Source organism: Streptococcus oralis SK304 (assembly GCF_000287715.1).
GTDB lineage: Bacteria > Bacillota > Bacilli > Lactobacillales > Streptococcaceae > Streptococcus > Streptococcus oralis_Y.
In genome coordinates this window covers 176,390-199,005 of record NZ_ALJN01000006.1, presented here as the reverse complement: position 1 = coordinate 199,005, position 22,616 = coordinate 176,390, and the positions used below count along the sequence as shown (strand labels likewise).

Sequence of the window (22,616 nt, the reverse complement as noted above, 5' to 3'; positions counted from 1 at the left end):
CAGACGAATTCGTCTGAGTTTTTTGTACTTAAATACTTTTTCCTGGTAATAAGGTAACTGGTAAGAAGTAACCAGTTGTCGCGACTTCCTTATCTTCGATCTTCTGCAAGAGGAGATCAACAGTGAGGTGGGCAATCTCTTCCAAGGGTTGCTTGATGGTCGCGAGTTGAGGGTAGTAGTTCTCAATAAAGTAAGTCCCGTCATAGCCGATGACTTTGAGCTCTTCAGGAACAGAGATTCCCAGTTCCTGAGCGATTTTGATCACCAGAATAGCTGTCAAATCATCCGAAGCAAAAATCGCATCTGGTTTCTGATGAGTCAAGATATTCTTGATTTCCATTTCTTTTCGGACGGGAGAAAAGTCACTCGAAACATTGATAATAGGAGCTTTTGGGAGAACGGATGCAAAGCCAGCATGACGCAGTCCAGTAGGCGAGTTGGAATTGTCATTCCCTGTAATCATGATGATAGACTGGGCGCCTGTCTTGACCAAGGTTTGGGCTGCGAGAACACCGCCGCCGTAGTTATCAGAGGAGACGACAGGGATGTCTGGAGACAAGTTTCGGTCAAAGGAAATAATCGGTGCCGTCACACGATTGTAGTCTTCGATTCCCAAGTTGTGACTTCCAGAAATGATACCATCGACCTGGTTGGCCTCCAGCATTTCAATGTACTCCCGTTCTTTTTCAGAGTCATGTTCGCTGTTACAGATGATGGTCTTGTAGCCATTTTTGAAGAGTTGGTGTTCCAACTTGTCAATCAACTCCGCATAAAAGACATGACTGATGTTTGGAAAAATAAGTCCAATCAACTTGGCAGATTTTCCTTGGAGACTTCGAGCCAGATTATTGGGCTTATAGCCTAGCTCTCGCATGGCTTCATTAACCTTTTGAATGGTTTTCTCAGATAGATACCCCTTTTTATTGATGACCCGTGAGACGGTAGTGGGGCTGACGCCTGCAAGTTTTGCGACATCAGTTAGTTTTGCGACCATAATCTAATTCATAGTAAGTTCCGGTTGGGTTTCCAGACTTGATCAGGATACCATTTTGGTCCGCATGTGGGAAGACACGACCAGAAAATACTTTTTCTCCTTTATTGATGAAAATTTCAAAGACTGACTTGTCGATGAAGATAGTGGCAGTAGTAGCTTGGTTATCGATAGGGCAAGAACGAGTCGTACCAAATTCTTGGGCGTACTGTTCACCAGCCTGACTACGATCTACTGTCACTTGTCCATTGACAAGGTCAAAGTTGATGGAAAGCCCCTTGCCTTCTTGATCAGCAAGTAAGATAATCTCGCTCTGGCTATTGGCCTCCAAGTTGAGCTCGAGTTCATAGGTGTTGTTGGTTTGAGTACGATTTGAGAAGACCTCTTCAGAAGAACGAAGTTCTTTGATAGCTGCGATAGGGTATTGGTAGAGTTTCCCATCTTTGATGGTCAGTTCCTTAACCAGTGAGAGGGCACCTTGATAATCAAATCGATCAGATGGGTAGGCTACATCTGGTAACCCAAGCCAACTTACTGCTAGTGCACGTCCGTCAGGAGCGTTGAAGGCTTGAGTTGCATAGGCTTCGAAACCATAGTCTAGATTATGAAGTTGAGACACATCTACCATTTTAGCATTTTCAGGATCAAAGGAAGCCCCGATTTTGTACATATTTGGAAAGATATTATCGTAGTCTAGAACTTTTTTATCCAATCCTTGTGGACAGTAAAGAAGGACAGGTTGCTCCCCTACAAAGACCAGATTTGGGCATTCCATCATGTAGGCAGTGCGATCGTTAGCGAAGTCAAGGTCGCCAACTGCTTGCCAGTTTGTATAGTCATTGTCCACAGCCTTGTAGAGACGGACGAAGCCTTTTTTCTCCAAGTCCTGTCCGCCGACGATAGCATAATATTGTCCCTTAAAGTTAAAAACTTGCGGATCGCGGAAGTGGTCAGTAGAGTCTGCTGGCTGGTCAATCAAGATCTTGTCAATCTTTGTAATCTTACCATCCTTATCCATCAAAGCACCAATCTGGTAAGGGTGACGAATCCAGTTTTCATCACGGACATTTCCTGTATAAAACAGGAACAACTGATCGCCAAACTGCATGGCAGAACCAGAGTAGGCACCGTGGCTATCTAATGGAGTATCTGGCAAAACTTTGACTCCAGTTTCTCTAAAGTGTACTAAATCATCACTTTCAAGCTGCACCCAAGACTTCAACCCATGGGCTGCACCAAAGGGGAAGTTCTGGTAAAAGAGAATCCATTTGCCATCAAAATAAGAAAAGCCATTTGGATCATTGAGAAGCCCCATTTTAGGCTCGACATGGTAACGAGTATGCCAAGGAGATTGTGCTATCTTTTCCTTGATTTGCTTGATTTCATCATTAGACCAATCTTCATAGCGTCTATAACGGCGCTCAGTTGTCCATTCCATTTTATCTTTCCTCCATAAGTTCTATTCTATTATTAATAGTAAACGTTTTCGATAAAAAAAGCAAGTCTTTTATGTTAAAAAAGAGAAAAATATGTCAAACGATTACCAGAAATCAAGCAAAGGAAATTTGACAAATTTTCACGAAAAAATGAAAGAAAATGTAAATAAAAAGCTTTGAACCCTCTAATATAAGGATATTTTTTTGAGGAAAAAGAAAATATCCCTCAAAAACGAGCAAGAATAATCAGGAGTAAAAGAAAGAAAATAAAAAATTCTGCAAAACGCTTGACATATTTTAGAAACATGATAAAATAATAGTCGTAGGGCGAATAAAATCGCTTTCAAACAAGAACAAAATTTTATAAGGAGATTTTTGCAAATGAACAATCAGGATATTGCAAAAAAGGTCATCGAAGCCCTCGGCGGACGTGAAAATGTCAACAGTGTAGCCCACTGTGCGACTCGTCTACGTGTCATGGTCAAAGATGAAGGGAAAATCAATAAGGAAGTGATTGAGAACTTGGATAAAGTTCAAGGAGCTTTCTTTAACTCAGGTCAATACCAAATCATCTTTGGTACTGGTACAGTAAATAAGATGTACGATGAAGTGGTTGCACTTGGTTTGCCAACATCTTCTAAAGAAGATATGAAAGCAGAAGCTGCTAAACAAGGAAACTGGTTCCAACGTGCTATCCGTACTTTCGGTGACGTCTTTGTGCCAATCATCCCAGTTATCGTAGCAACTGGTCTCTTCATGGGTCTTCGTGGACTCTTGAACGCTCTTGGAATGACACTTCCAGAAGATGTTACCATTTACAGCCAAATCCTCACAGATACAGCCTTCATCATCTTGCCAGGTTTAGTTGTGTGGTCAACCTTCCGTGTATTCGGTGGTAACCCAGCTGTTGGTATCGTCCTCGGTATGATGCTGGTTTCTGGCTCACTTCCAAACGCTTGGGCTGTAGCATCAGGTGGTGAAGTAACAGCTATGAACTTCTTTGGCTTCATTCCTGTTGTTGGTTTGCAAGGTTCCGTTCTTCCAGCCTTCATTATCGGGGTGGTCGGAGCCAAGTTTGAAAAAGCTCTCCGCAAAGTGGTCCCAGATGTCTTGGATCTCTTGGTGACACCGTTCGTGACACTTTTGGTCATGTCTATCCTTGGACTCTTTGTCATCGGACCAGTCTTCCACGTCGTTGAAAACTACATCCTTCTTGGAACAAAAGCGATTCTTGCCTTGCCATTTGGTCTTGGTGGTTTGGTCATCGGTGGGGTTCACCAATTGATCGTCGTATCAGGTGTACACCACATCTTCAACTTGCTTGAAGTGCAATTACTTGCTGCTGACCATGTGAACCCATTTAACGCTATTATCACTGCAGCGATGACAGCTCAAGGGGCTGCAACTGTTGCCGTTGGTGTCAAAACTAAAAATCCAAAACTGAAAACACTTGCTTTCCCAGCTGCTCTTTCTGCCTTCCTCGGTATTACAGAGCCTGCTATCTTCGGGGTAAACTTGCGTTTCCGTAAACCATTCTTCCTTTCATTGATCGCTGGTGCTATCGGTGGTGGATTGGCTTCAATCCTTGGACTTGCTGGTACTGGTAATGGTATCACCATCATCCCTGGTACAATGCTTTACGTTGGTAACGGTCAATTGCTTCAATACCTTCTTATGGTAGCTGTATCATTCGTTCTTGGTTTTGCCCTTACTTACATGTTTGGTTATGAGGATGAAGAAGAAGTCGCTACTGAAGTTGCGACAGAGCGCTTGGTCCAAGAAGAAACAACTGGTAACATTCCAGTAGCTCCTCAAAATGAAACAATCCAAACTCCTATCGTTGGGGACGTAGTTGCTCTTGAGAATGTCAATGACCCAGTCTTTTCAAGTGGTGCAATGGGACAAGGGATCGCTGTAAAACCAAGCCAAGGTGTGGTTTACGCACCAGCTGATGCCGAAGTATCGATCGCCTTTGCTACAGGACATGCTTACGGTTTGAAGACAGCAAATGGAGCTGAGATCTTGATTCACGTTGGTATTGATACGGTGACTATGAACGGTGAAGGCTTTGAACAAAAAGTTGCTCAAGGCGACAAGGTCAAAGCAGGAGACGTTCTCGGAACCTTTGACTCAAACAAAATCGCTGCTGCAGGTCTTGATGACACAACAATGGTTATCGTGACTAATACAGCAGACTACGCTTCTGTGACACCAGTCGCAAGTGGTTCAGTTGTCAAGGGTGACGCGATCATCGAAGTGAAAGCCTAATCCTCTTCAAAAATCAAACCTAAAAACGAACAAATGTCATGTTTGTTCGTTTTTACTTGAATGGTAAGATTTACAGAGGAAAATCTAAAATATAGAGAAATGTAGACTTTCAAAATGTGCTATAATAGAGAAAACAAAGATAAGAGGTTTATCATGACAAAATTATACGGAAGCTTAGAAGCAGGCGGTACAAAGTTTGTCTGTGCTGTCGGAGATGAAAATTTTAACATTGTAGAAAAAACACAGTTTCCTACAACAACTCCTATCGAGACTATCGATAAAACCATCGAGTTCTTTTCAAAATTCGATAATCTTGCAGGTCTTGCTGTCGGATCGTTTGGCCCTATCGATATCGACAAAAATTCAAAAACCTATGGCTTTATCACAACGACTCCAAAACCTCACTGGGCAAATGTAGACCTACTTGGTGCCCTTCGTCGTGCCCTAAATGTGCCCATGTATTTCACCACAGACGTAAACAGCTCTGCCTACGGTGAAGTAGTTGCTCGTAACAATGCTGGCGGTCGTATCGAGAATTTGGTCTACTACACGATCGGTACAGGGATTGGTGCAGGTGTTATCCAACGCGGTGAGTTTATCGGAGGTGTCGGACACCCTGAAATGGGGCACTACTATGTGGCCAAACACCCAATGGATATTGAAAAAGAATTCAACGGTGTTTGTCCATTCCACAAAGGCTGTTTGGAAGGTTTTGCGGCTGGACCAAGTTTGGAAGCTCGTACAGGTATTCGTGGTGAAAATATTGAACTCAACAGCCCTGTCTGGGATGTTCAAGCCTACTATATCGCTCAAGCCGCGGTCAACGCAACAGTGACTTTCCGCCCAGACGTGATCGTCTTTGGTGGTGGAGTCATGGCCCAACAACACATGTTGGACCGTGTACGTGAGAAATTCACAGCTCTGCTCAATGGCTATCTACCAGTACCAGACGTGCGTGACTACATCGTGACGCCAGCAGTCGCAGGCAATGGTTCCGCTACACTTGGGAATTTTGTCCTTGCAAAAGAAGTTTCAAAATAAAAAAAGCATCCGTTTGGGCAACCAAACGGATTTTTCTATTCTTAAAACATCTGCCAGAAGAAATCAATAATATAGGTCAAACCATAAGTATAAACCACTAGGGTAAAGGGTTTGGTCAAAACGATGATAATCATATAGCGCTTGAAGGTCATCTTGGTCAAAGCTGCCAGCATGCAGAGAAAGTCAGCTGGGCTAACTGGCCAGATCATCATAAAGATAAAGAAACGCTCAAAACGATTGCCCTTATCTAGCCAGCCAATGTACTTGTCATAGGTGCGCTTGCTGACGACGGACTGGACAAAGGCCGCACCGTAGAGGCGAACCAGATAAAAGATAATGGCACAGCCAATCACGATACCGATATAGTTATAGATAGTCCCGATGATATGTCCGTAAATAAAGACCCCAGCCACTGAGGTCAAAGCTCCCGGAATGATCGGAACAACGGTTTGTAGGATCTGTAAAAAGATAAAGAGTGGTGGCCCCCAAATCCCAGCTTGCTGGATAAAGGCCGATAGGGTTTCTTTGGACTGTAAAACACCCGCCTGATAGGCCCAAATACAGAAAATCAAGGTGCCGACTCCCCCGACGATAGACGAAATATTGATGACTTGCTGCAGAAGGGGAGAAACAGCTTTCATTTGCTTATGCTGTGACATAGAAACTCCTTATAGATAGTATGATTCTACTATACCATATTTTTCTTATAAAGACTAATTTGATTCCTTATCTTGCTTTTTATATAAGTGTGGTACAATTAAAGAAGTAAGTCAAGAGATATAACGGTGAAAGAAATGTTAGATTTAAATTTTAAAGGAAGATGGAGAAAATACCAAAAACAGGTCTTGGATCGTTTTCAAGACTATCAAGCAGATGGGCATGTTCACCTAGTGGCGGCACCAGGGTCCGGCAAGACCACCATTGGTATCGAGCTAATCGCTCGTTTTGGCAATCCAGCCCTTGTCTTGGTTCCAACTGTCACCATTCGTGAACAATGGGTGGACAGGATTCAAACAGCCTTTTTAGAGAACGAACAGAAGATTTCAGATCTCGTTTCCCAAAACTTAAAGGAAATGAAAGCATTAACGATTGTGACCTATCAGGCTTTTCATAGCGCCATGAACCAATTGCAATCACAAGAAGATGGAGAAGCAGAGGATTTTGTGGGGTTTGATTTGTTTTCAAGTCTAAGAACTCAGAAAGTTGCTACCCTTTGCTTGGACGAATGCCACCACCTGCGCAATGAATGGTGGAAAAGTCTGGAAGCCTTTCGCAAGCAGTATGAACAGCTGCAAGTCATCTCCCTGACAGCGACACCACCTTATGACAGCGAGCCTGAACTCTGGGAACGCTATATCCGTATGTGTGGGGAAATTGACCAAGAAATCACGGTACCTGAACTAGTCAAGGAAGACACTCTTTGCCCTCATCAGGATTTTGTCTATATGTGTTCACCAACAGCTGAAGAGGCGGAACGTCTCAAACGGTTTGAGGAGTCTAAGTGGGACTATATTCACCACCTTATAGTTGATCCTGATTTTCAAACATTTGTAGTAGGGTCTAAGGTCCTCAAAGGGGATATTTCATCTGATTTGCTCTTAGAAGATCCCAAGTACTTGTCTGCTATTTTGATTTATATGCATTCTCAGGGGTTAACGATTCCTCCCTCTTTGCAAAATTTACTGGGAACCCAGAAGCTTCCAGCATTGACCTCCTACTGGCTGGAGACGCTGTTGCAGAGCCTACTCTATCAGACACCAGATTGGTATGAGGGTCCAGATGGATATAAGAAAAAGTTAGAGGCTGACTTGAAGGCGCGTAGCTTGGTGGAAAAACGTCAGGTTTATCTGGTTAAGTCTAAGGCTTCTGACCAGCTTTTAACCCAATCTCTGGGGAAGTTGTCTGCCATTGTCGATATCTTTTTGACGGAGTATGAGAGTCTAGGTCAGGAACTGAGACAGTTAGTACTAGCTGACTATATTCGCAAGGATTTTGCTACCTATCTGGGAGATAATCAGGCAACCATTTCTCAGTTGGGGGTACTTCCTTATTTTGAAAGCATTCGTCGAAAAGCTCAGGAGCAAGAGATCCCTGTATCTTTGGCTGTCTTGTCAGGTAGTGTCGTTATTTTGCCTACCGATGTGGTAGCAGAGTTGAAGGAACTCTTGCCTCAGGTTCCTCTTAGTTTCTCATCTATTGGTCACTTGGATCCAAAAGATTATGTGCAGGTTGGTTTTCCTAGCTCAGCTAAGGGAATCGTAGCGGCAGTGACGGAGCTTTTTCAACGAGGGCAGATTCAAGTCCTAGTCGGAACCAAATCTCTCCTCGGAGAGGGTTGGGATGCTCCTTGTGTTAATTCCCTAATACTCGGAAGCTTTGTGGGGAGCTTTATGCTAAGTAACCAGATGCGTGGCCGTGCCATTCGTATCTGGCCGGGACATCCAGAAAAGACCAGCAACATCTGGCATCTGGTAGCCGTTCAAGCGCAAGCACTTATCACTCTTCCTGGTGAGGAGCCTAGACCAGAGAGCAATCAGGATCTGCAGACCTTGTCGCGACGGATGGAGCATTTTCTTGGCTTGGCCTATAATCAGGAGAGTATTGAGACCGGTTTGGATCGTTTGGATTTTCCCAAGCCCCCTTTTAGGAAAAAGCAAATCAGCGAGTATAATGAGCGAGTTAAGAGTCTCTCCAAGGATCGAGCAGGCTTGCGCAAAAAATGGCAAGATGCTCTCGTAGTGGCAGATCGATTTGAGATTGTCACTGAAGTCGCTGCTCAACAACAGAAGATTCCAATCATGCTCCAGTTTGATGCATTAAAATGGGTTCGCATGTCTTTGTTGCTCCTAGCAGTGGATTTATTGCTCTTGTTGTTTAGATTGAGACTGATTAGAGTTTGGTGGCTTACGGCAGCCTGTCTCCTCTTTTTTGCCTTTGCATCTTGGCGCTACCTCTGCTATAAGAGTCCCTATAAACGATTGCAGTCTCTGGGTGAGCAGATTCGAAAGGCTCTGCTAGATTTGGGGCATCTAACGGACGGTCAATCCCGCGTTCAGGTAGAGGAGGACAAGGGAAATTATATGATTTTTGTCTATCTCAAGGGAGGAAGCATGAGGAACAAGGAGTTGTTTGCTCAGACTGTGGGAGAATTCTTTGCTCCAGTGGACAATCAGCGCTATCTCTTGAAGGCAGAGAAAGTCCGACAAGATCAGTCACCTTACTATGCCGTGCCTAGTCTTTTTGACAAGCGCAAGGAAGAAGCGCAGAAATTCCTCGACTTTCTGACTCCGACTATCGGACATTATCACCTCGTCTACACACGAACAGAGGCCGGACGGAAAACTCTTCTCGAAGCTCGTATCAAAGCTCTCTCCAATAAAAACGACCGTACCTTGACTAAGAAGAAGGTTAAGAGCCGGTTGGAGTAGGAGCGTATGGAAAAATCCATCTGAAACATGATATAATATAGTAAAATTGTGCATTATAAAGGAGAGAATGATGCAAGTAAAACCAGAACTGGAGATAGAAAAACAACTAATCACCCAACTGGTAACTGGGGAAAGTCAATGGACTTATCGAGAAGATTTAAAAACAGAAGACCAATTATGGGACAATTTCTTTACTAAACTAGCCCAAAACAACGTTGCCCTGCTAGCAGACTATCCTTTGACAGAGCAGGAAAAACGCCAGATAAAAAACCAACTCAACTTTATCAGCTACTATGATGCTGCCAAGTGGTTGGTCGGTGAAAACGGCATTGCCAAAGTCGAGGTTCAAAGAGAGGATGCAAGCCTAGGAACCATCCGCTTATCCGTCATCTGGCGAGACAATATCGCAGCTGGTAAGTCTAGCTATGAAGTTGTCAATCAAGTCGAGAGAGACAGGGCCAATCCCCTAGATCAAGACCGTAGGCTAGATGTGACCCTCCTCATCAATGGCTTGCCCATGATTCAAATTGAACTTAAAAGTCCTAGAGTTCCCTTTTTAGATGCCTTTCATCAGATTAAAAAATATGACCGCGAAGGCAAGTTCCGTGGCATCTACTCTAGTTTACAGATGTTTGTTGTGACCAATAAGGTAGACACTCGCTATATCGCTGCAGCTAGGGAAAATAAACTCAATAAGCAATTTCTAACCAAGTGGGTAGATAAGGACAATCATCCTGTGACAAACTTAACCAGCTTTGCTCACGAAGTCCTTTCCATCCCTCGTGCCCACCAGATGGTCATGCAATACTCGGTCATTGATGATAGCAAGAAAGCTCTCATCCTCTTGCGCCCCTACCAAATCCATGCTATCGAAGCGGTGCAAGAAGCTTCTCGCCAGCAAGCATCAGGATATGTTTGGCATACGACAGGTTCAGGGAAGACCCTGACTTCTTATAAGGTGGCTCGGAATCTCCTCCAGATTCCATCCATCCAAAAGACGATTTTTGTCGTTGACCGCAGGGACTTGGACCAACAGACCACTTCATCTTTTCTCTCTTATGCGACCAATGATGTCATTGATATCGATGAGACGGATAATACCCATGATTTGGTCAAGCGCTTAGGAAGCAATGATAAGCGTGTCGTGGTGACAACAATCCAGAAAATCACCACCATGATGCGCAAGTTTGAACAAGGACTTTACCAACGAGATGCGGACAAAATCAAGGGACTCCGAGTGGCCTTTGTCGTGGATGAATGCCACCGTGCCGTGACTCCACAGACACAAAAAGATATTAAGGCCTTTTTCCCTCAGTCCCTCTGGTATGGCTTTACAGGCACCCCCATCTTTAAGGAAAATAAACGCCAGCAAGTCGGCGACCTAGCCCAAACCACCCAGCAACAGTATGGAGACCGTCTACATGAGTATACAGTCAAGGAAGCCATCCATGATGGCGCAGTTCTAGGGTTTAAGGTGGATTATCGCAATACCCTCATCACAGATCAGTCTGAAGATCAAGTCCCAGATAGTGTCTACGAAGATGAGGAGCATATGCTGGAAGTCTTGGATGCCATTATCAATAAATCCCGGCAACAGCTAGGCTTCCAAAAGGGAGTAGGTAAGACCTACAATGCCATCCTAACCGTTAAGTCCATCCCTCAAGCCCAAGCCTACTATGACCTACTCAAACGAGTCAAGGCTGGGGAGACGAGAGTCAAGGTATCGGAGAGGGTCAAGCAAGTCCTTCCTGATTTTCCAAAGGCGACCATCACCTACTCCGTTACGGAGAATGAAGAAGAGTCAAGAGCCAACCAAGACCACATGAAGCAGGTTCTAGAAGACTATAATCGAGAGTTTGATACCCACTTTACCATGGCGGATCTTCGTGGCTTTAATACAGATGTCAATAACCGCCTAGCTCGAAAACAGGACAAATACCTCTATCGCAAGGAGCAGTTAGACTTGGTTATTGTGGTCAATCGTCTCTTAACGGGATTTGATGCTCCTTGTCTATCGACTCTCTTTATCGACAGAAAGCCTATGCAACCGCAGGACTTGATCCAAGCCTTTAGTCGAACCAATCGGATCTTTGACTCCAGTAAGACCTATGGTCATATCATCACTTTCCAAAAGCCTCTAGCCTTTAAGGAAGCGGTGGATAATGCCCTCAAGCTCTACTCAAATGGTGGAGAAAACGAGGTTCTAGCCCCAAGCTGGGAAGAGGAAAAGAGGAACTTTTTACGGAGTTGCAGTGATTTCCAAAATCTCATCACCGATGATCCTGATGAAGGACTCCAAATCGAGCAAATCTCTACATCTGAGTTGAGAAAGCTCGCCAAGGCCTATCAGGTCTTTGATAAATACTTAGCTTCTATCCGAGTTTATAAAGAGTATGATGAGGAAGAAATCTACGCCCAGACGGGACTAAGCGCAGAAGAATTGGAAACCTATCTAGGCTTTTATCAAAATATCCTGGCAGAATTAAAAAGTCGAAGAGATGATGGTGGTGAGGATGGGGAGCCCCTTGATATTCACTATGAACTAGAGTCTATCCAAGTGGATGAGATTAACTATGCCTACATCCTAACCTTAATCCAAAGCCTGATCGAGCAAGGTCAAAGTCAAGAAAAGAACCTAAGCGCTCAAGATAGAGAAGCAGTGGATAACTATATTGAGAGCCTTGAGAAGACCAATCCAAATCTTGCCCAGATCATCACTGAACTATGGAGAGAAGTCCAAGCAAATCCAGAAAGCTATCGTGGTCAGTCCATTGCCAATATCTTGGATCAGATGATCGAGGCAGTTATCCAGCAACATATCCAAGTCTTTAGCAAACGTTGGTATGTCGGAGAGGATGAACTCCGTTACTATGTCGAGCACTACCGCAAGGGAGCTAAAAAACAACTAGGAGAGAGCCAGCTGACCAAGAGCCAGCGCTATCAGGACTATAAGATAGAAGTGGCGGATGCCCTCAATCCCCTCCTCTATAAAAAACAAATCAAGGAAGCTTGTAAGCAACTTGTCGAAGAAGTTATTGAGCCACTCAGAGTGGGGAGATAGTCCTTCGAAGTTTCGAAGATATAGACTTCCTAAAGTTTATATGTATTCTAAGCTTCGAATGATAAGAAATACATAAATTTATGAGTGTTCTAAGCTTCGAATACTCTACCTGAGAAAGTTTTGAGGTCTTCGAACTTTCGAATAGTCGTCTTTCCTAAAGTTTAGATGTATTCTAAAGCTAGAAAAGTTAAAATCTAAAAATAGTAAGAGTCTCTATCTGACAGACGGATGTGTGTCTAGTCAGATAGAGATTTTCTGTTTCTGAAATGGCTGATTTATCCTGTAAAAGTAAGAAATAGACTGAAAAAGTGCTGTTGAGCTGATAAAGTAGACAGTTGAGCGGATGAGTGTCCTAGGTTCTTTGCTATTTGTTAGAATTGTCTTATCAACTTAAAGGAGAAATCTGATGAAGAAAGATAAAGTAAATGAGGAGAGTTTCCTATCGGTGCTTCCTCTATGGGGACTCCTATTTTTGCTCTGTTCATTGTTTCAAGTCTATGTAGGAAAGGATAGACCTTTGATTCAACCTGATAAACAAGGAAGTATTGTAAAAACAGATCAAAAACAGGTCTATCTTCCAGAACTAATCCAGTCTTTATTTGATAAAGAAAAAACTAAATGATTCGTTAAATAGAAAGGTTATCATCATGACAAAAACATTCACCATCCGTCCGCTAAGCTATACCAACTTTACCAACCGCGAGTTTGAAAGTCTCATGGTAGATACGGGTCAACTACTAGAAGTTTTTGCCAAGGCACATAAGGACGAGCCTATGTATAGCAAGCACCTCGATTCCTTCAAGAGCAAGCTAGCAGACTTCCAAGGGCAACTCGCTATCGTGGAAAAGAAAGAGACGACGAACCTGACCGAGGTCGATCGCAATCGTGATAGCGCCCTAGTCGGTCTCTTTACTCTTCATAGGGGCTTTGCTAAGATCAAGGAGAGCAAGCTCAAAGAAGCTCATGAGACCTTGAAACCAGTCTTTACCAAGTACAAGGATATCACCAAGCATAGCAATGATGTGGAAACCGCAGAAATCAAGAGTCTGCTCAAAACGCTGAGCGAAGAACCCTACCAGATGGCAGTTACTAGCCTGGGACTAACCCCTATGCTGACGGCGGTGACTAGTGCGCAGGAGGAATATGATAAGGTGGAAAGTCAGGCGCGTGCGCATAAGTCTGCCAAGGAAGTCGGAAAGACCAGACAAGTCCGTACCGAACTAACCAGCATCTACGACCTCTTTATGCGCTACACCGCAGCCAGCGCAGAAGCCTACCCAGAAAAAGAACACCTAACCAAACTCCTCAAGGACCTGAATACAATCCGAGATAGCAAGCGACGATTGACTGGTTCAGGTAAGAAGGATAAGAAAGTGAAAACAGAAGAAACTACACAAGTAGCAGGATAAAGACAAACGTCTTTAGATATATTATTATCTAAAGGCGTTTTTTGGTGGATTCGTGGTATAATTTTAGTAGAAGATAATGGAGGAAAAATTTTCTTTAAAGTTTCAGATTTTATGGTAGTCGTGTTTTAGATATTTAGAAGAGAGGCAGGATAATAAATTGGAAGTTAATAATAATTCAATAAAAATTAAAGAAGTAACAACTCATCTTGGGACATTTGATATTTTATCAAATACTAAGTTGGAAGTTTTTTCGTTTATAATAAATGCCAATGAGTTTGACTATAGAAATGCTATAGAATATTTGTTAGAATCAGTCGCGGAGTTTGCTTTATCTAGGAAGATAAATAAAGAATACAAAGATAGCCCACTGCATTTATCAAAAAAAGCTAGAGAAAAATTTAGAGATTATACAAAGAATACAGGGGAATTAGGGGAATTTTTTTTATATTGCTTTTTAGAAGGTCATCTTGGAGCACCAAAAATTCTATCAAAATTAGAGTTAAAGACAGCAAAGAATATGTATGTGAATGGTGCTGATGGTTTACATTATTTAAAATTAGATGATGGGAATTATCATTTGATTTTTGGAGAATCAAAGGTCGAGAAAAAATTAACTGATGGCTTGAGGAGTGCTTTTGAATCAATCAGTGATTTTAAAGAAGGTAAAAATAAAAAAGGTGATAATAAAAGTGGAATAATGTTTGAAAAAGGCTTATTAAATTCAAATCTTAGTAGAGAAATTGAAGATGAAGATGAGAAGATGTTTTTGAAAAGCATTATTTATCCATCCTCTAAGTCAGATTTTTATGTAGATGATGCTTTTGGAATTTTTGTTGGATTTGAGTATAATTATTCCGAATTGCAAAAATTATCTAATATTGAATTTAGAAAAGCTATTAAAGAAAAAATTTTAGAAGCAACAAAAAAGCAAATTAAGAATATCAATAGATATGTGCAAGTGAATAAATTGTTTGGTCACACTTTTTATATATATGTTTTGCCATTTGCGGATATCGAAATTGATAGGAAAATGATTTTAAAGGAGTTATTGAGTTAATGAACTTTATAGAAGAACTAACAGAAGAAGCTCTTCGTGATGAATATTTAACTTCGTTAGTTACTAAAATTGAAAAGAGTTATGGACGTTTTCTTTTCAATGGTAATTATATAAGATTGGATAATAAAGAATTTTATGATTTAATGCGCTTCACAGATATCTTATCTAGAAGTAATAATACGAAAGCGAAAAATTTAGTATTGAAAATTTTAGCACTTTGTAGTGAGCATCCTAATATAAAAGAAAATCAGGATTTTAAAATTTTTGCTTCAAGTGCTTTGGTAAAAATGGGAAACTTCCCATCTCTAAATATTGTTAATCCAGACGGCGAATTAAATTCTGAAATTGTTATTGATAAAGTAGTAAAGGAAGTTTTTCAAGAGTCACCTAAAGAAGGTTATTTCTTTACAGATGCTCAATATAAGTTGTTTGAAAATCTGAAAGATAGTAATCATTTCAGTTTTTCTGGTTCAACTTCTTTTGGGAAATCATTTGTAATTGAGTCGTTCATTAAATATATTATAGATACAAAAAATTCCAGTGAAAATATTGCTATCATAGTTCCAACTAAAGCATTAATTAATCAAAATGTTTTGAAATTAAAAGATGAATTGAATAATGATAAGTATGAGGTTGTTGCTTATCCTAAAATACCGTTACTTTATAAGTTAAAAAATAAGCGTTTTATATTTGTTTTTACCCCAGAAAGGTTAATTTCATATTTTGCTGAAAATTCTAATCCCTCAATAGGTTACTTATTTGTTGATGAAGCACAAAAATTGTTAAATGATGATACACGAGCGCCCCTATTGTACCATTCTATTGCTCAAGCTAAAAGGAAAAGTGTCAATATTTATTTTGCGTCACCCAACATCCCGAATGTAGAAGATTTTTTAAAACTTTTTGGTAGTAGTAGAGAAGAAAGTATGGCAATTTATGAAAAGTCGGTCACACAAAATAAGTTTTTAGTGGATTCGTTTAATAAAAAATCTGCTATGATATTGGAGAATGAAATTGAGTATCCGTTGGGAGGATTAAATTATTTTGAAACAGAAGATGAAAATATAAGAGAAATTCTTACAAAGTTAGGAAGAGGATGTCAAAATATAGTATATTGTAACACAGTGAAGTATACTTTAAATTTTTCAGTAAATTTTGCTATAAATTTACCTGATATAAAAAATGAGAAATTAGAGAAATTAATTAAAAGAGTATCTTCTACTATTCATAAAGACTATTATTTGATTGATTGTTTACGGAAGGGAGTTGCTTATCATTTTGGAAATTTACCACAGGTTGTTCGAGAAGGAATCGAAGAATTGTTCAAAGAAGGTGTTATAAAATACTTGTTTTGTACATCAACACTTTTAGAAGGAGTGAACCTACCGGCAAAGAATATTTTTATTTTTTCTGAAAAAATAGGTTTACAAAAAATGGATGATATTGATTTCTGGAATTTATCCGGTAGAGCGGGTAGACTAACAAAAGAATTAAGTGGCAATATCTTTTGTTGTTATATAATTGACAAAAAAGGATATTGGAAAGACAGTGATTTTGCTATTTTAAAGAAGAAAAAAATTGAACAAAAGATTCCTGTCTTGTTAAGAAAAAGGAATCAAAATTTCTATCAAAATATAAATAATTTGTTAAATAATGCACCATTAACTAATAAAAAATTACCTGAACCTAAAAAGAAAATTTTAGAAATGTATTCAAACATACTTCTATACCAAGATTTTGTTGAAGGATCTTCTATTTTGAAAGATAAATTTTTAGAAAAAATAGGTGATAGTGGTAGGAAAACATTGAAAAAAAAGCGATTAGAATTAGTAGTTCCAGAAAAAATTATTGAACAAAGCATTAATATTAATTTAGACTCACAAAATAAAATATTGACAGGTATAGCTACTCCTTTTCCAAATAAATTTGACTATGATGCTTGCTTGGAAATATTAAAAATATTATGCCAAAAATACAACTGGCTTATTTTAGAGAGCGGTGGTAATCATCCGTTGTTAAAAAAAGAAAGTCAACTTAAATATTTAGCAACATTGATGTTAAATTGGATTAGTGGCAGACCCTTAAATCAAATTATTAATTATATGATTAATTATTACCATAATAAAGGAAATCCTCGAGATTTTGAGATAGATAATAATTTTTATATTCCTTTTGACAAATTTAATAGAGATCATGTAAATGCATTAATTAATCAAATTATTAGAGACATAAATACGAAGATTCAATTTAAAATTAAAAATTATATTTCTAATTATGTCCTGTTACTTATTGAAAAAGGTATCGAAATTGATAGTGAGTGGGCTAGTTATTTAGAATATGGGACTACTGAGAAACAAGTAGTAGAATTGCAAAATTTAGGTTTTTCAAGAACAACTTCCTTATTTCTAAACAAAAATTTTATTGAACAGTTTATCTTTAATGAGATGGGAGAAATTATAGAGATAAAAGAGGAAGAGTTGCAAAAAAAATTGGACGTGGCAGAATTCTCTGAGGAATTTCATGAAATTAGCGAAATATTGAGATGGGAGAAATGATGGGAAAAAAGAATATTCCTAGAGTTAGATTTAATGGCTTCAATCATCAATTTGCTACCAAAATATTTGGTGAGCTCATAAAATCAATAAGTACAAAACATTACATTACAAATGTTATAAGTAATTCAGGAGAATATGCGGTCATACAACAAGGAGATATTCCGATTTTAGGTTATTCTAACGAGCAACCATTTAAAAAATATAATAGTGTCATTCTTTTTGGAGATCATACTTTATCACTATATAGACCTGAGTTCCCATTTCTTTTAGCTACTGATGGATTAAAAGTTTTGCAATCGAGTGTCTTGAAACGAGATTATTTATATTATCTAACTCAAAAATATGTTCCGAAAAATCAAGGATATAAGAGGCATTTTTCAATTCTAAAAAGCATTTTTATTAATTTCTCGCAAGATTTAGCTGAACAATTCGCCATAGGTTCTCTTTTCCGCACCCTTGACGAACTTCTTACTAGCTACAAGGACAATCTCGCCAACTACCAATCTCTCAAGGCAACCATGCTCTCCAAGATGTTTCCCAAAGCTGGAAAGACTGTTCCTGAGATTCGTTTGGATGGATTTGAAGGTGAGTGGAGAATTATAAAATTAGGTGATGTATTATCTGAGTTAAAAAGTGGCTTGTCACGAGAATTATCAAATGATGATATTGGTCTTCCGGTTATTCGAGCTAACAATATTAGTGACGGCAATTTGAATTTGGATAGGGATATAAAATACTGGTTTAAGGAAGATCCTAAAGGAGCCAATACAGCAAATTATTTTGTAAAAGAGAATGACATATTGGTTAATTTTATAAATAGTGAGGCAAAAATGGGGACGGCTGCAATTGTGTTAAGGAAACCAGATAGAGAGACAATATATACAACAAATATATTGAAATTAACCGTAAAAGAAGACTATTATCCTTATTTTATATATTTAATGACTTTCGTACAAAGTTATCAAAATTATATAAAATCTATTACTAAACCTGCGGTAAATCAGGCAAGTTTTACAACTGTTGACTTTAAAAAATATGAATTTTTATATCCGGCATTTCAAGAACAACAAGCCATCGGCTCCTATTTCTCAAACCTTGATAACCTTATCAATTCTCACCAAGAAAAAATTTCTCAGCTTGAGACTTTGAAAAAGAAACTTTTGCAGGATATGTTTATATAAAAAGGAGAACTTATGGTATCTGTAACACAACGTATCAAAGAAATTAATCAACCTCGAGGTGGTTATCTGCCCATCAAGTTATTTTCAGTAGAGCAGTTCGAAGATCACAGAGTGCTGCATCCTGTAGAGTCTGTATCTCCTAGTTTAGTGGGGATTTGTGTGGACTACTTGACTCGTTTTATGAAAGGGGCAGAAGCCCGTGATGCTTTCAGAATTTCTCTCATGGGAGCTCGGATGGTTGGCATGGGAGACCTAGCAGAAGCACTACTCGATTTGGTGATAGGATTGGATGACTTATCGATAGAAAGTGCTTGTCGTTTGGTTTCTTTTGATGTCGTTTTTCGTGCAGGGGTTAAGTATTATAAACCTTTTGAAGAAATTACGGTGGATGCTGAAACGATAGAGAATATTCGCATCATGGTAGAACGAAGTCTTTGCTTTTTCGACCTCTATGGTCCTTTGGTAAAGGATGGCTTTCATTTTCTTGGAGGTTATACAGATACGATTGATAAGGGTGATGGAGATTTTCTTACCAAGGATACATTATGGGATTTTAAGGTGACTAAAACAGCTCCTAATAAAGACCATACGCTACAAGTCCTTGTATACTATATCATGGGCTTACATTCCTTTGATCCTGACTTCCTTTCTATCGAAAATCTTGGATTTTATAATCCTCGAAAAAACATCGTTTATCAACTTCCAGTCTCTTCTATTCCTTTAGATTTGATTCGAACGATAGAAGATGAAGTGATTTGTTATAAATGATTGCTTGTTTAAAAAATAATTGCAAAACTTAGAAAGAAACACTATGGAAACAACACAAACTTCCCAGTCGCTCTACCAAGCCCTGTGGAACTCATCGGATGTTCTCCGCTCCAAAATGGATGCCAACGACTACAAGTCCTATCTTTTGGGCATGGTCTTTTACAAGTACCTGTCTGACAAGATGCTCTTTTTCGTAGCAGAGACTATGGAGGAGGGGACAGATAGTCTGGAGGATGCCCTTAAGCTTTATCGCTCCTACTACGAAGATGCGGACACTCACGAGGATCTCCTAACGGTCATGAAGGATGAACTCAACTATAGTATCAAGCCAGATCTGACCTTTACTGCTCTGGTAGCACGTGTCAATGAGGGGACTTTCCAGTTGGAAGACTTGGCTCAAGGTTTTCGTGATATCGAGCAGAGTGACGACCTCTATGAAAATCTCTTTGAAGATATCGACCTCTACTCTAAAAAGCTAGGGGCTACTCCGCAAAAGCAAAACCAAACGGTAGCAGCAGTCATGAAGGAGTTGGCTGTGCTGGATGTGGCTGGTCATGCAGGCGATATGCTGGGGGATGCCTATGAGTATCTGATCGGTCAGTTTGCGACTGACTCGGGTAAGAAGGCTGGTGAGTTTTATACACCTCAGCCAGTTGCCAAGCTCATGACTCAGATTGCCTTTTTGGGTCGTGAGGATCAGCAAGGTTTTACCCTCTATGATGCGACTATGGGGTCTGGCTCTCTCTTGCTCAATGCCAAGAAATATTCTCATAAACCGCAAACGGTTGTCTATTTTGGTCAGGAGCTCAATACCTCCACTTATAACTTGGCTCGGATGAATATGATTCTACACGGGGTTCCAGTTGAGAATCAATTTCTCCACAATGCCGATACCTTGGATGAAGACTGGCCGACACAGGAACCGACCAACTTTGATGGGGTTCTCATGAACCCTCCATACTCTGCCAAGTGGTCAGCAAGTTCTGGCTTCTTGAATGATCCTCGTTTCTCTCCTTTTGGGAAACTGGCACCCCAGTCCAAGGCTGACTTTGCCTTCCTTTTACATGGTTACTACCATCTCAAGCAAGATAATGGAGTTATGGCTATCGTCCTTCCTCACGGTGTTCTTTTCCGTGGAAATGCGGAAGGGACCATTCGTAAGGCCTTGTTAGAAGAAGGGGCTATTGACACAGTTATCGGTCTTCCTGCCAATATCTTCTTTAATACCAGTATTCCGACCACGGTCATCATTCTCAAAAAGAACCGCACCAATCGTGATGTTTACTTTATCGATGCTTCTAAGGAGTTTGATAAGGGCAAAAACCAAAATATCATGACGGATGCTCATATAGAGAAGATTCTGGAAGCCTACAAATCTCGTGAGGAGATTGACAAGTTTGCCCATCTGGCAAGCTATGAAGAAATCGTCGAAAATGACTACAACCTCAATATCCCTCGCTATGTAGACACCTTTGAGGAAGAAGAAGTTGAGCCGCTGACAGACATCGTCAGCAAAATTAACGACACAAATAAAGCTATCGAAAGTCAAACAGCTTCTCTACTTGAAATGCTGAGCAAACTCCACGGAACCACACCAGAAGCCGATGCAGAACTCAAAGAGTTTTTGAAAAAATTTAAAGGGTGATGAGGAAATAAGGATATAGCAAAGGAAGTGTGCTTATGAAGTCAAATGAAAATGAAAAAAATCAAACAAGTGTAGGAATAACATTGACCTCACGTCATGAAATTAGTAGTGATTCAGATAAATCGGCTTGGGATTTTTATTTGAAATATTATGGGGAAAGTTTATATAAAGAGGGAAAAAAATTTCTTTTCTCAAATAAAGTGGAATCAATCGAAGTTAACGGAGATGTGTCTTTTAATATAGATTCTACAGTCTTTAATAAAGGTACTAAACTTTATGAGTCAATTTTAAAGGAGACCAATATTTCGGAAGGGTTAAAGGATTCTCTTGGCGTTATGCGTTATTCGCCTATGAACATCAGTATCATGCCTAAAACTGGTGGTTTAAATATCATAAAAAAATCTTTAGGGAACGATAGATTTGATACTTTTGCTTACTTTATTAATCAATATTATGAAGGCTTTAAAACTCCCATCATTAATGCTGGTTCTTTAACAATGGGAATTGGGAATAGATTGTTTTTAGAAAAATTTTTGGATAGCTATAAAACTGCTGGAGAGTTCTTTGAAGATATCTATGGTATTGATGAAACATTTGTTAGCGAATTGATAGAATCAGGTAAGTCTCTAATAATAAATAGAGAAGACTACTGTAATTACATGAAATTAGCTTGTAAGTATTGGGAGTTGAGACTAAAACAGAAGAAAATTAAGAATTACATAGATAGTAGTATGATTAAAAACTATCAAAATCATTTGAATACCATTTTAAACGAGATTGAAATACTAGAAAATAGTATTAATAAGCAATAAAGCATACTTCAAGAGTCTACTTTATAGGACTGTTACTTTGTTTCCATATTTCCTGGAAACGGATAGATAGCAAGGAGAAACATGGAACAAACTAACCAAAAATCCCAGTGCCAACAACTCTGGGCTAGAAACAAATATCTCGTTTTGAGCCATTCCAGCAATATTTACAATGAGATTCGTCAATATCTCAAGAATGAACAGGTGGAGGTAAGTCATGTTCAAGAACTGATCGACCGTGCCTGTCAAATCCCAGAGCATAGAGGTCAGGTTTGTAATGCCTTTCAGCATATTTGGGGCTATTTCAAAAAGAAAGCGACAGATGCCGAGCGTAAGGACTATATGCTCTTGCTGGATCGCTACCGCTTTGGTCAAGTTTCCAAGGAAGACTTGATTACTAAAACTCGAGAGTTGCTTGATCGCTATCCGAATACCTACTTGCAACATTCGACCTTACTGAAAGGAGACACCTATGAGACTTTGGCATGAGGCTTTGATTTCACAACTTCCCCGTCCACAGCTTTTGGGGCAACACCGAGAGTGCTGTGCCCTTCGTGGCAATGGCTGGGGCAGAAAGCATGCGACGGTGGACTATGTCTTTACCCACTCGCCCTATCGTCTCTATGCCTATCATCGCTTGATCATGGAGGAGATGGCCGACCGTGGCTATAATGTCAGTCCAGAGTGGCTGGACAAGGACTACCGAGGTAAGACCTGCCCTCCTTATCAAGACTTGCCTGAGGAGAACCTAGGTAATCCCGTCTATAGTGAGCATGACGCAGGATACTATGAGGAGTGCTTAGCTAATCTTCGTGAGAAGGGGATTGAGCTGGAGTAAGAGTCAGACTTATCTCCAATTTATAACTCTTCTCGTAATTTTTTCGAATAATAAAAATGAGACCTTTAGATTTTTTCTAAGGTCTTCTTTTTATGAGTGTTAAGATTTACTTTCAATAACTTTTGAGTT

Annotated in this window: 17 protein-coding genes; 14 read left to right on the top strand and 3 right to left on the bottom strand. The window is 39.9% G+C overall.

Translation table 11 applies throughout. The annotated features are described in order from the left end of the window. Window positions 1-28 precede the first annotated feature (28 nt). The gene (locus HMPREF1125_RS04220; RefSeq protein WP_000225992.1) at window positions 29-994 is read right to left on the bottom strand and encodes a LacI family DNA-binding transcriptional regulator; all 966 of its coding nucleotides are present in this window, start codon (window positions 992-994) and stop codon (window positions 29-31) included. Continuing rightward, the gene (locus HMPREF1125_RS04215; protein WP_000455331.1) at window positions 975-2,429 is read right to left on the bottom strand and encodes a sucrose-6-phosphate hydrolase; all 1,455 of its coding nucleotides are present in this window, start codon (window positions 2,427-2,429) and stop codon (window positions 975-977) included. The genes HMPREF1125_RS04220 and HMPREF1125_RS04215 overlap by 20 nt, the downstream gene beginning before the upstream one ends. A gap of 379 nt (window positions 2,430-2,808) precedes the next feature. Here HMPREF1125_RS04215 and HMPREF1125_RS04210 point away from each other — a divergent pair, with 379 nt between their 5' ends. After that, window positions 2,809-4,695 carry a sucrose-specific PTS transporter subunit IIBC gene (locus tag HMPREF1125_RS04210; RefSeq protein WP_001064511.1) on the top strand — a complete coding sequence of 629 codons (1,887 nt, stop codon included), beginning with the start codon at window positions 2,809-2,811 and terminating at the stop codon, window positions 4,693-4,695. Between the two features lie 153 nt (window positions 4,696-4,848). Further along, a complete protein-coding gene (scrK, locus tag HMPREF1125_RS04205; protein WP_000164282.1) occupies window positions 4,849-5,736 on the top strand; it encodes a fructokinase ScrK in 888 nt (295 codons plus the stop codon). 41 nt (window positions 5,737-5,777) lie between these two features. Here scrK and HMPREF1125_RS04200 read toward each other — a convergent pair whose 3' ends face one another. Then, window positions 5,778-6,395 carry a TVP38/TMEM64 family protein gene (locus tag HMPREF1125_RS04200; protein ID WP_000077674.1) on the bottom strand — a complete coding sequence of 206 codons (618 nt, stop codon included), beginning with the start codon at window positions 6,393-6,395 and terminating at the stop codon, window positions 5,778-5,780. Window positions 6,396-6,530: 135 nt separating this feature from the next. Here HMPREF1125_RS04200 and HMPREF1125_RS04195 point away from each other — a divergent pair, with 135 nt between their 5' ends. The 12 genes from HMPREF1125_RS04195 to HMPREF1125_RS04140 all read left to right on the top strand — a co-directional run bounded on the left by HMPREF1125_RS04195 (window position 6,531) and on the right by HMPREF1125_RS04140 (window position 22,487). Further along, on the top strand, window positions 6,531-9,164 hold the full coding sequence (locus tag HMPREF1125_RS04195) for a DEAD/DEAH box helicase family protein (RefSeq protein WP_025172325.1): 2,634 nt from the start codon (window positions 6,531-6,533) through the stop codon (window positions 9,162-9,164). 67 nt (window positions 9,165-9,231) lie between these two features. Continuing rightward, window positions 9,232-12,225, top strand: a complete 2,994-nt coding sequence (locus HMPREF1125_RS04190) for a type I restriction endonuclease subunit R (RefSeq protein WP_029748401.1) — start codon at window positions 9,232-9,234, stop codon at window positions 12,223-12,225. 406 nt (window positions 12,226-12,631) lie between these two features. Beyond that, on the top strand, window positions 12,632-12,847 hold the full coding sequence (locus HMPREF1125_RS04185) for a hypothetical protein (RefSeq protein ID WP_000710894.1): 216 nt from the start codon (window positions 12,632-12,634) through the stop codon (window positions 12,845-12,847). A gap of 25 nt (window positions 12,848-12,872) precedes the next feature. Next, the gene (locus tag HMPREF1125_RS12795; RefSeq protein ID WP_000167737.1) at window positions 12,873-13,634 is read left to right on the top strand and encodes a DUF6261 family protein; all 762 of its coding nucleotides are present in this window, start codon (window positions 12,873-12,875) and stop codon (window positions 13,632-13,634) included. A 157-nt stretch (window positions 13,635-13,791) separates the two neighbouring features. Further along, window positions 13,792-14,691, top strand: coding sequence for a DUF1837 domain-containing protein (locus HMPREF1125_RS04175; RefSeq protein WP_000453642.1), 900 nt, complete (start codon window positions 13,792-13,794; stop codon window positions 14,689-14,691). Next, on the top strand, window positions 14,691-17,246 hold the full coding sequence (locus HMPREF1125_RS04170) for a DEAD/DEAH box helicase (RefSeq protein WP_001009223.1): 2,556 nt from the start codon (window positions 14,691-14,693) through the stop codon (window positions 17,244-17,246). The genes HMPREF1125_RS04175 and HMPREF1125_RS04170 overlap by 1 nt, the downstream gene beginning before the upstream one ends. After that, entirely contained in the window at window positions 17,246-18,427 is a 1,182-nt protein-coding gene (locus HMPREF1125_RS12855; RefSeq protein WP_000516814.1) for a restriction endonuclease subunit S, read from the top strand. Before HMPREF1125_RS04170 ends, HMPREF1125_RS12855 begins: the two co-directional genes overlap by 1 nt. Window positions 18,428-18,439: 12 nt before the next feature. After that, on the top strand, window positions 18,440-19,195 hold the full coding sequence (locus HMPREF1125_RS04160) for a hypothetical protein (RefSeq protein ID WP_000255409.1): 756 nt from the start codon (window positions 18,440-18,442) through the stop codon (window positions 19,193-19,195). Between the two features lie 43 nt (window positions 19,196-19,238). Then, window positions 19,239-20,840 (top strand): type I restriction-modification system subunit M, encoded by a 1,602-nt coding sequence (locus HMPREF1125_RS04155; protein ID WP_000450456.1) that lies wholly within the window; start codon window positions 19,239-19,241, stop codon window positions 20,838-20,840. Between the two features lie 35 nt (window positions 20,841-20,875). Then, on the top strand, window positions 20,876-21,652 hold the full coding sequence (locus tag HMPREF1125_RS04150; RefSeq protein ID WP_000840048.1) for a hypothetical protein: 777 nt from the start codon (window positions 20,876-20,878) through the stop codon (window positions 21,650-21,652). An 81-nt stretch (window positions 21,653-21,733) separates the two neighbouring features. Continuing rightward, window positions 21,734-22,138: a YbgA family protein gene (locus HMPREF1125_RS04145; RefSeq protein WP_000438482.1), complete on the top strand. Its 405-nt coding sequence runs from the start codon at window positions 21,734-21,736 to the stop codon at window positions 22,136-22,138. Then, complete coding sequence (locus tag HMPREF1125_RS04140; protein WP_001241795.1) at window positions 22,122-22,487, top strand: TIGR02328 family protein; 366 nt, start codon at window positions 22,122-22,124, stop codon at window positions 22,485-22,487. Before HMPREF1125_RS04145 ends, HMPREF1125_RS04140 begins: the two co-directional genes overlap by 17 nt. Window positions 22,488-22,616 lie beyond the last annotated feature (129 nt).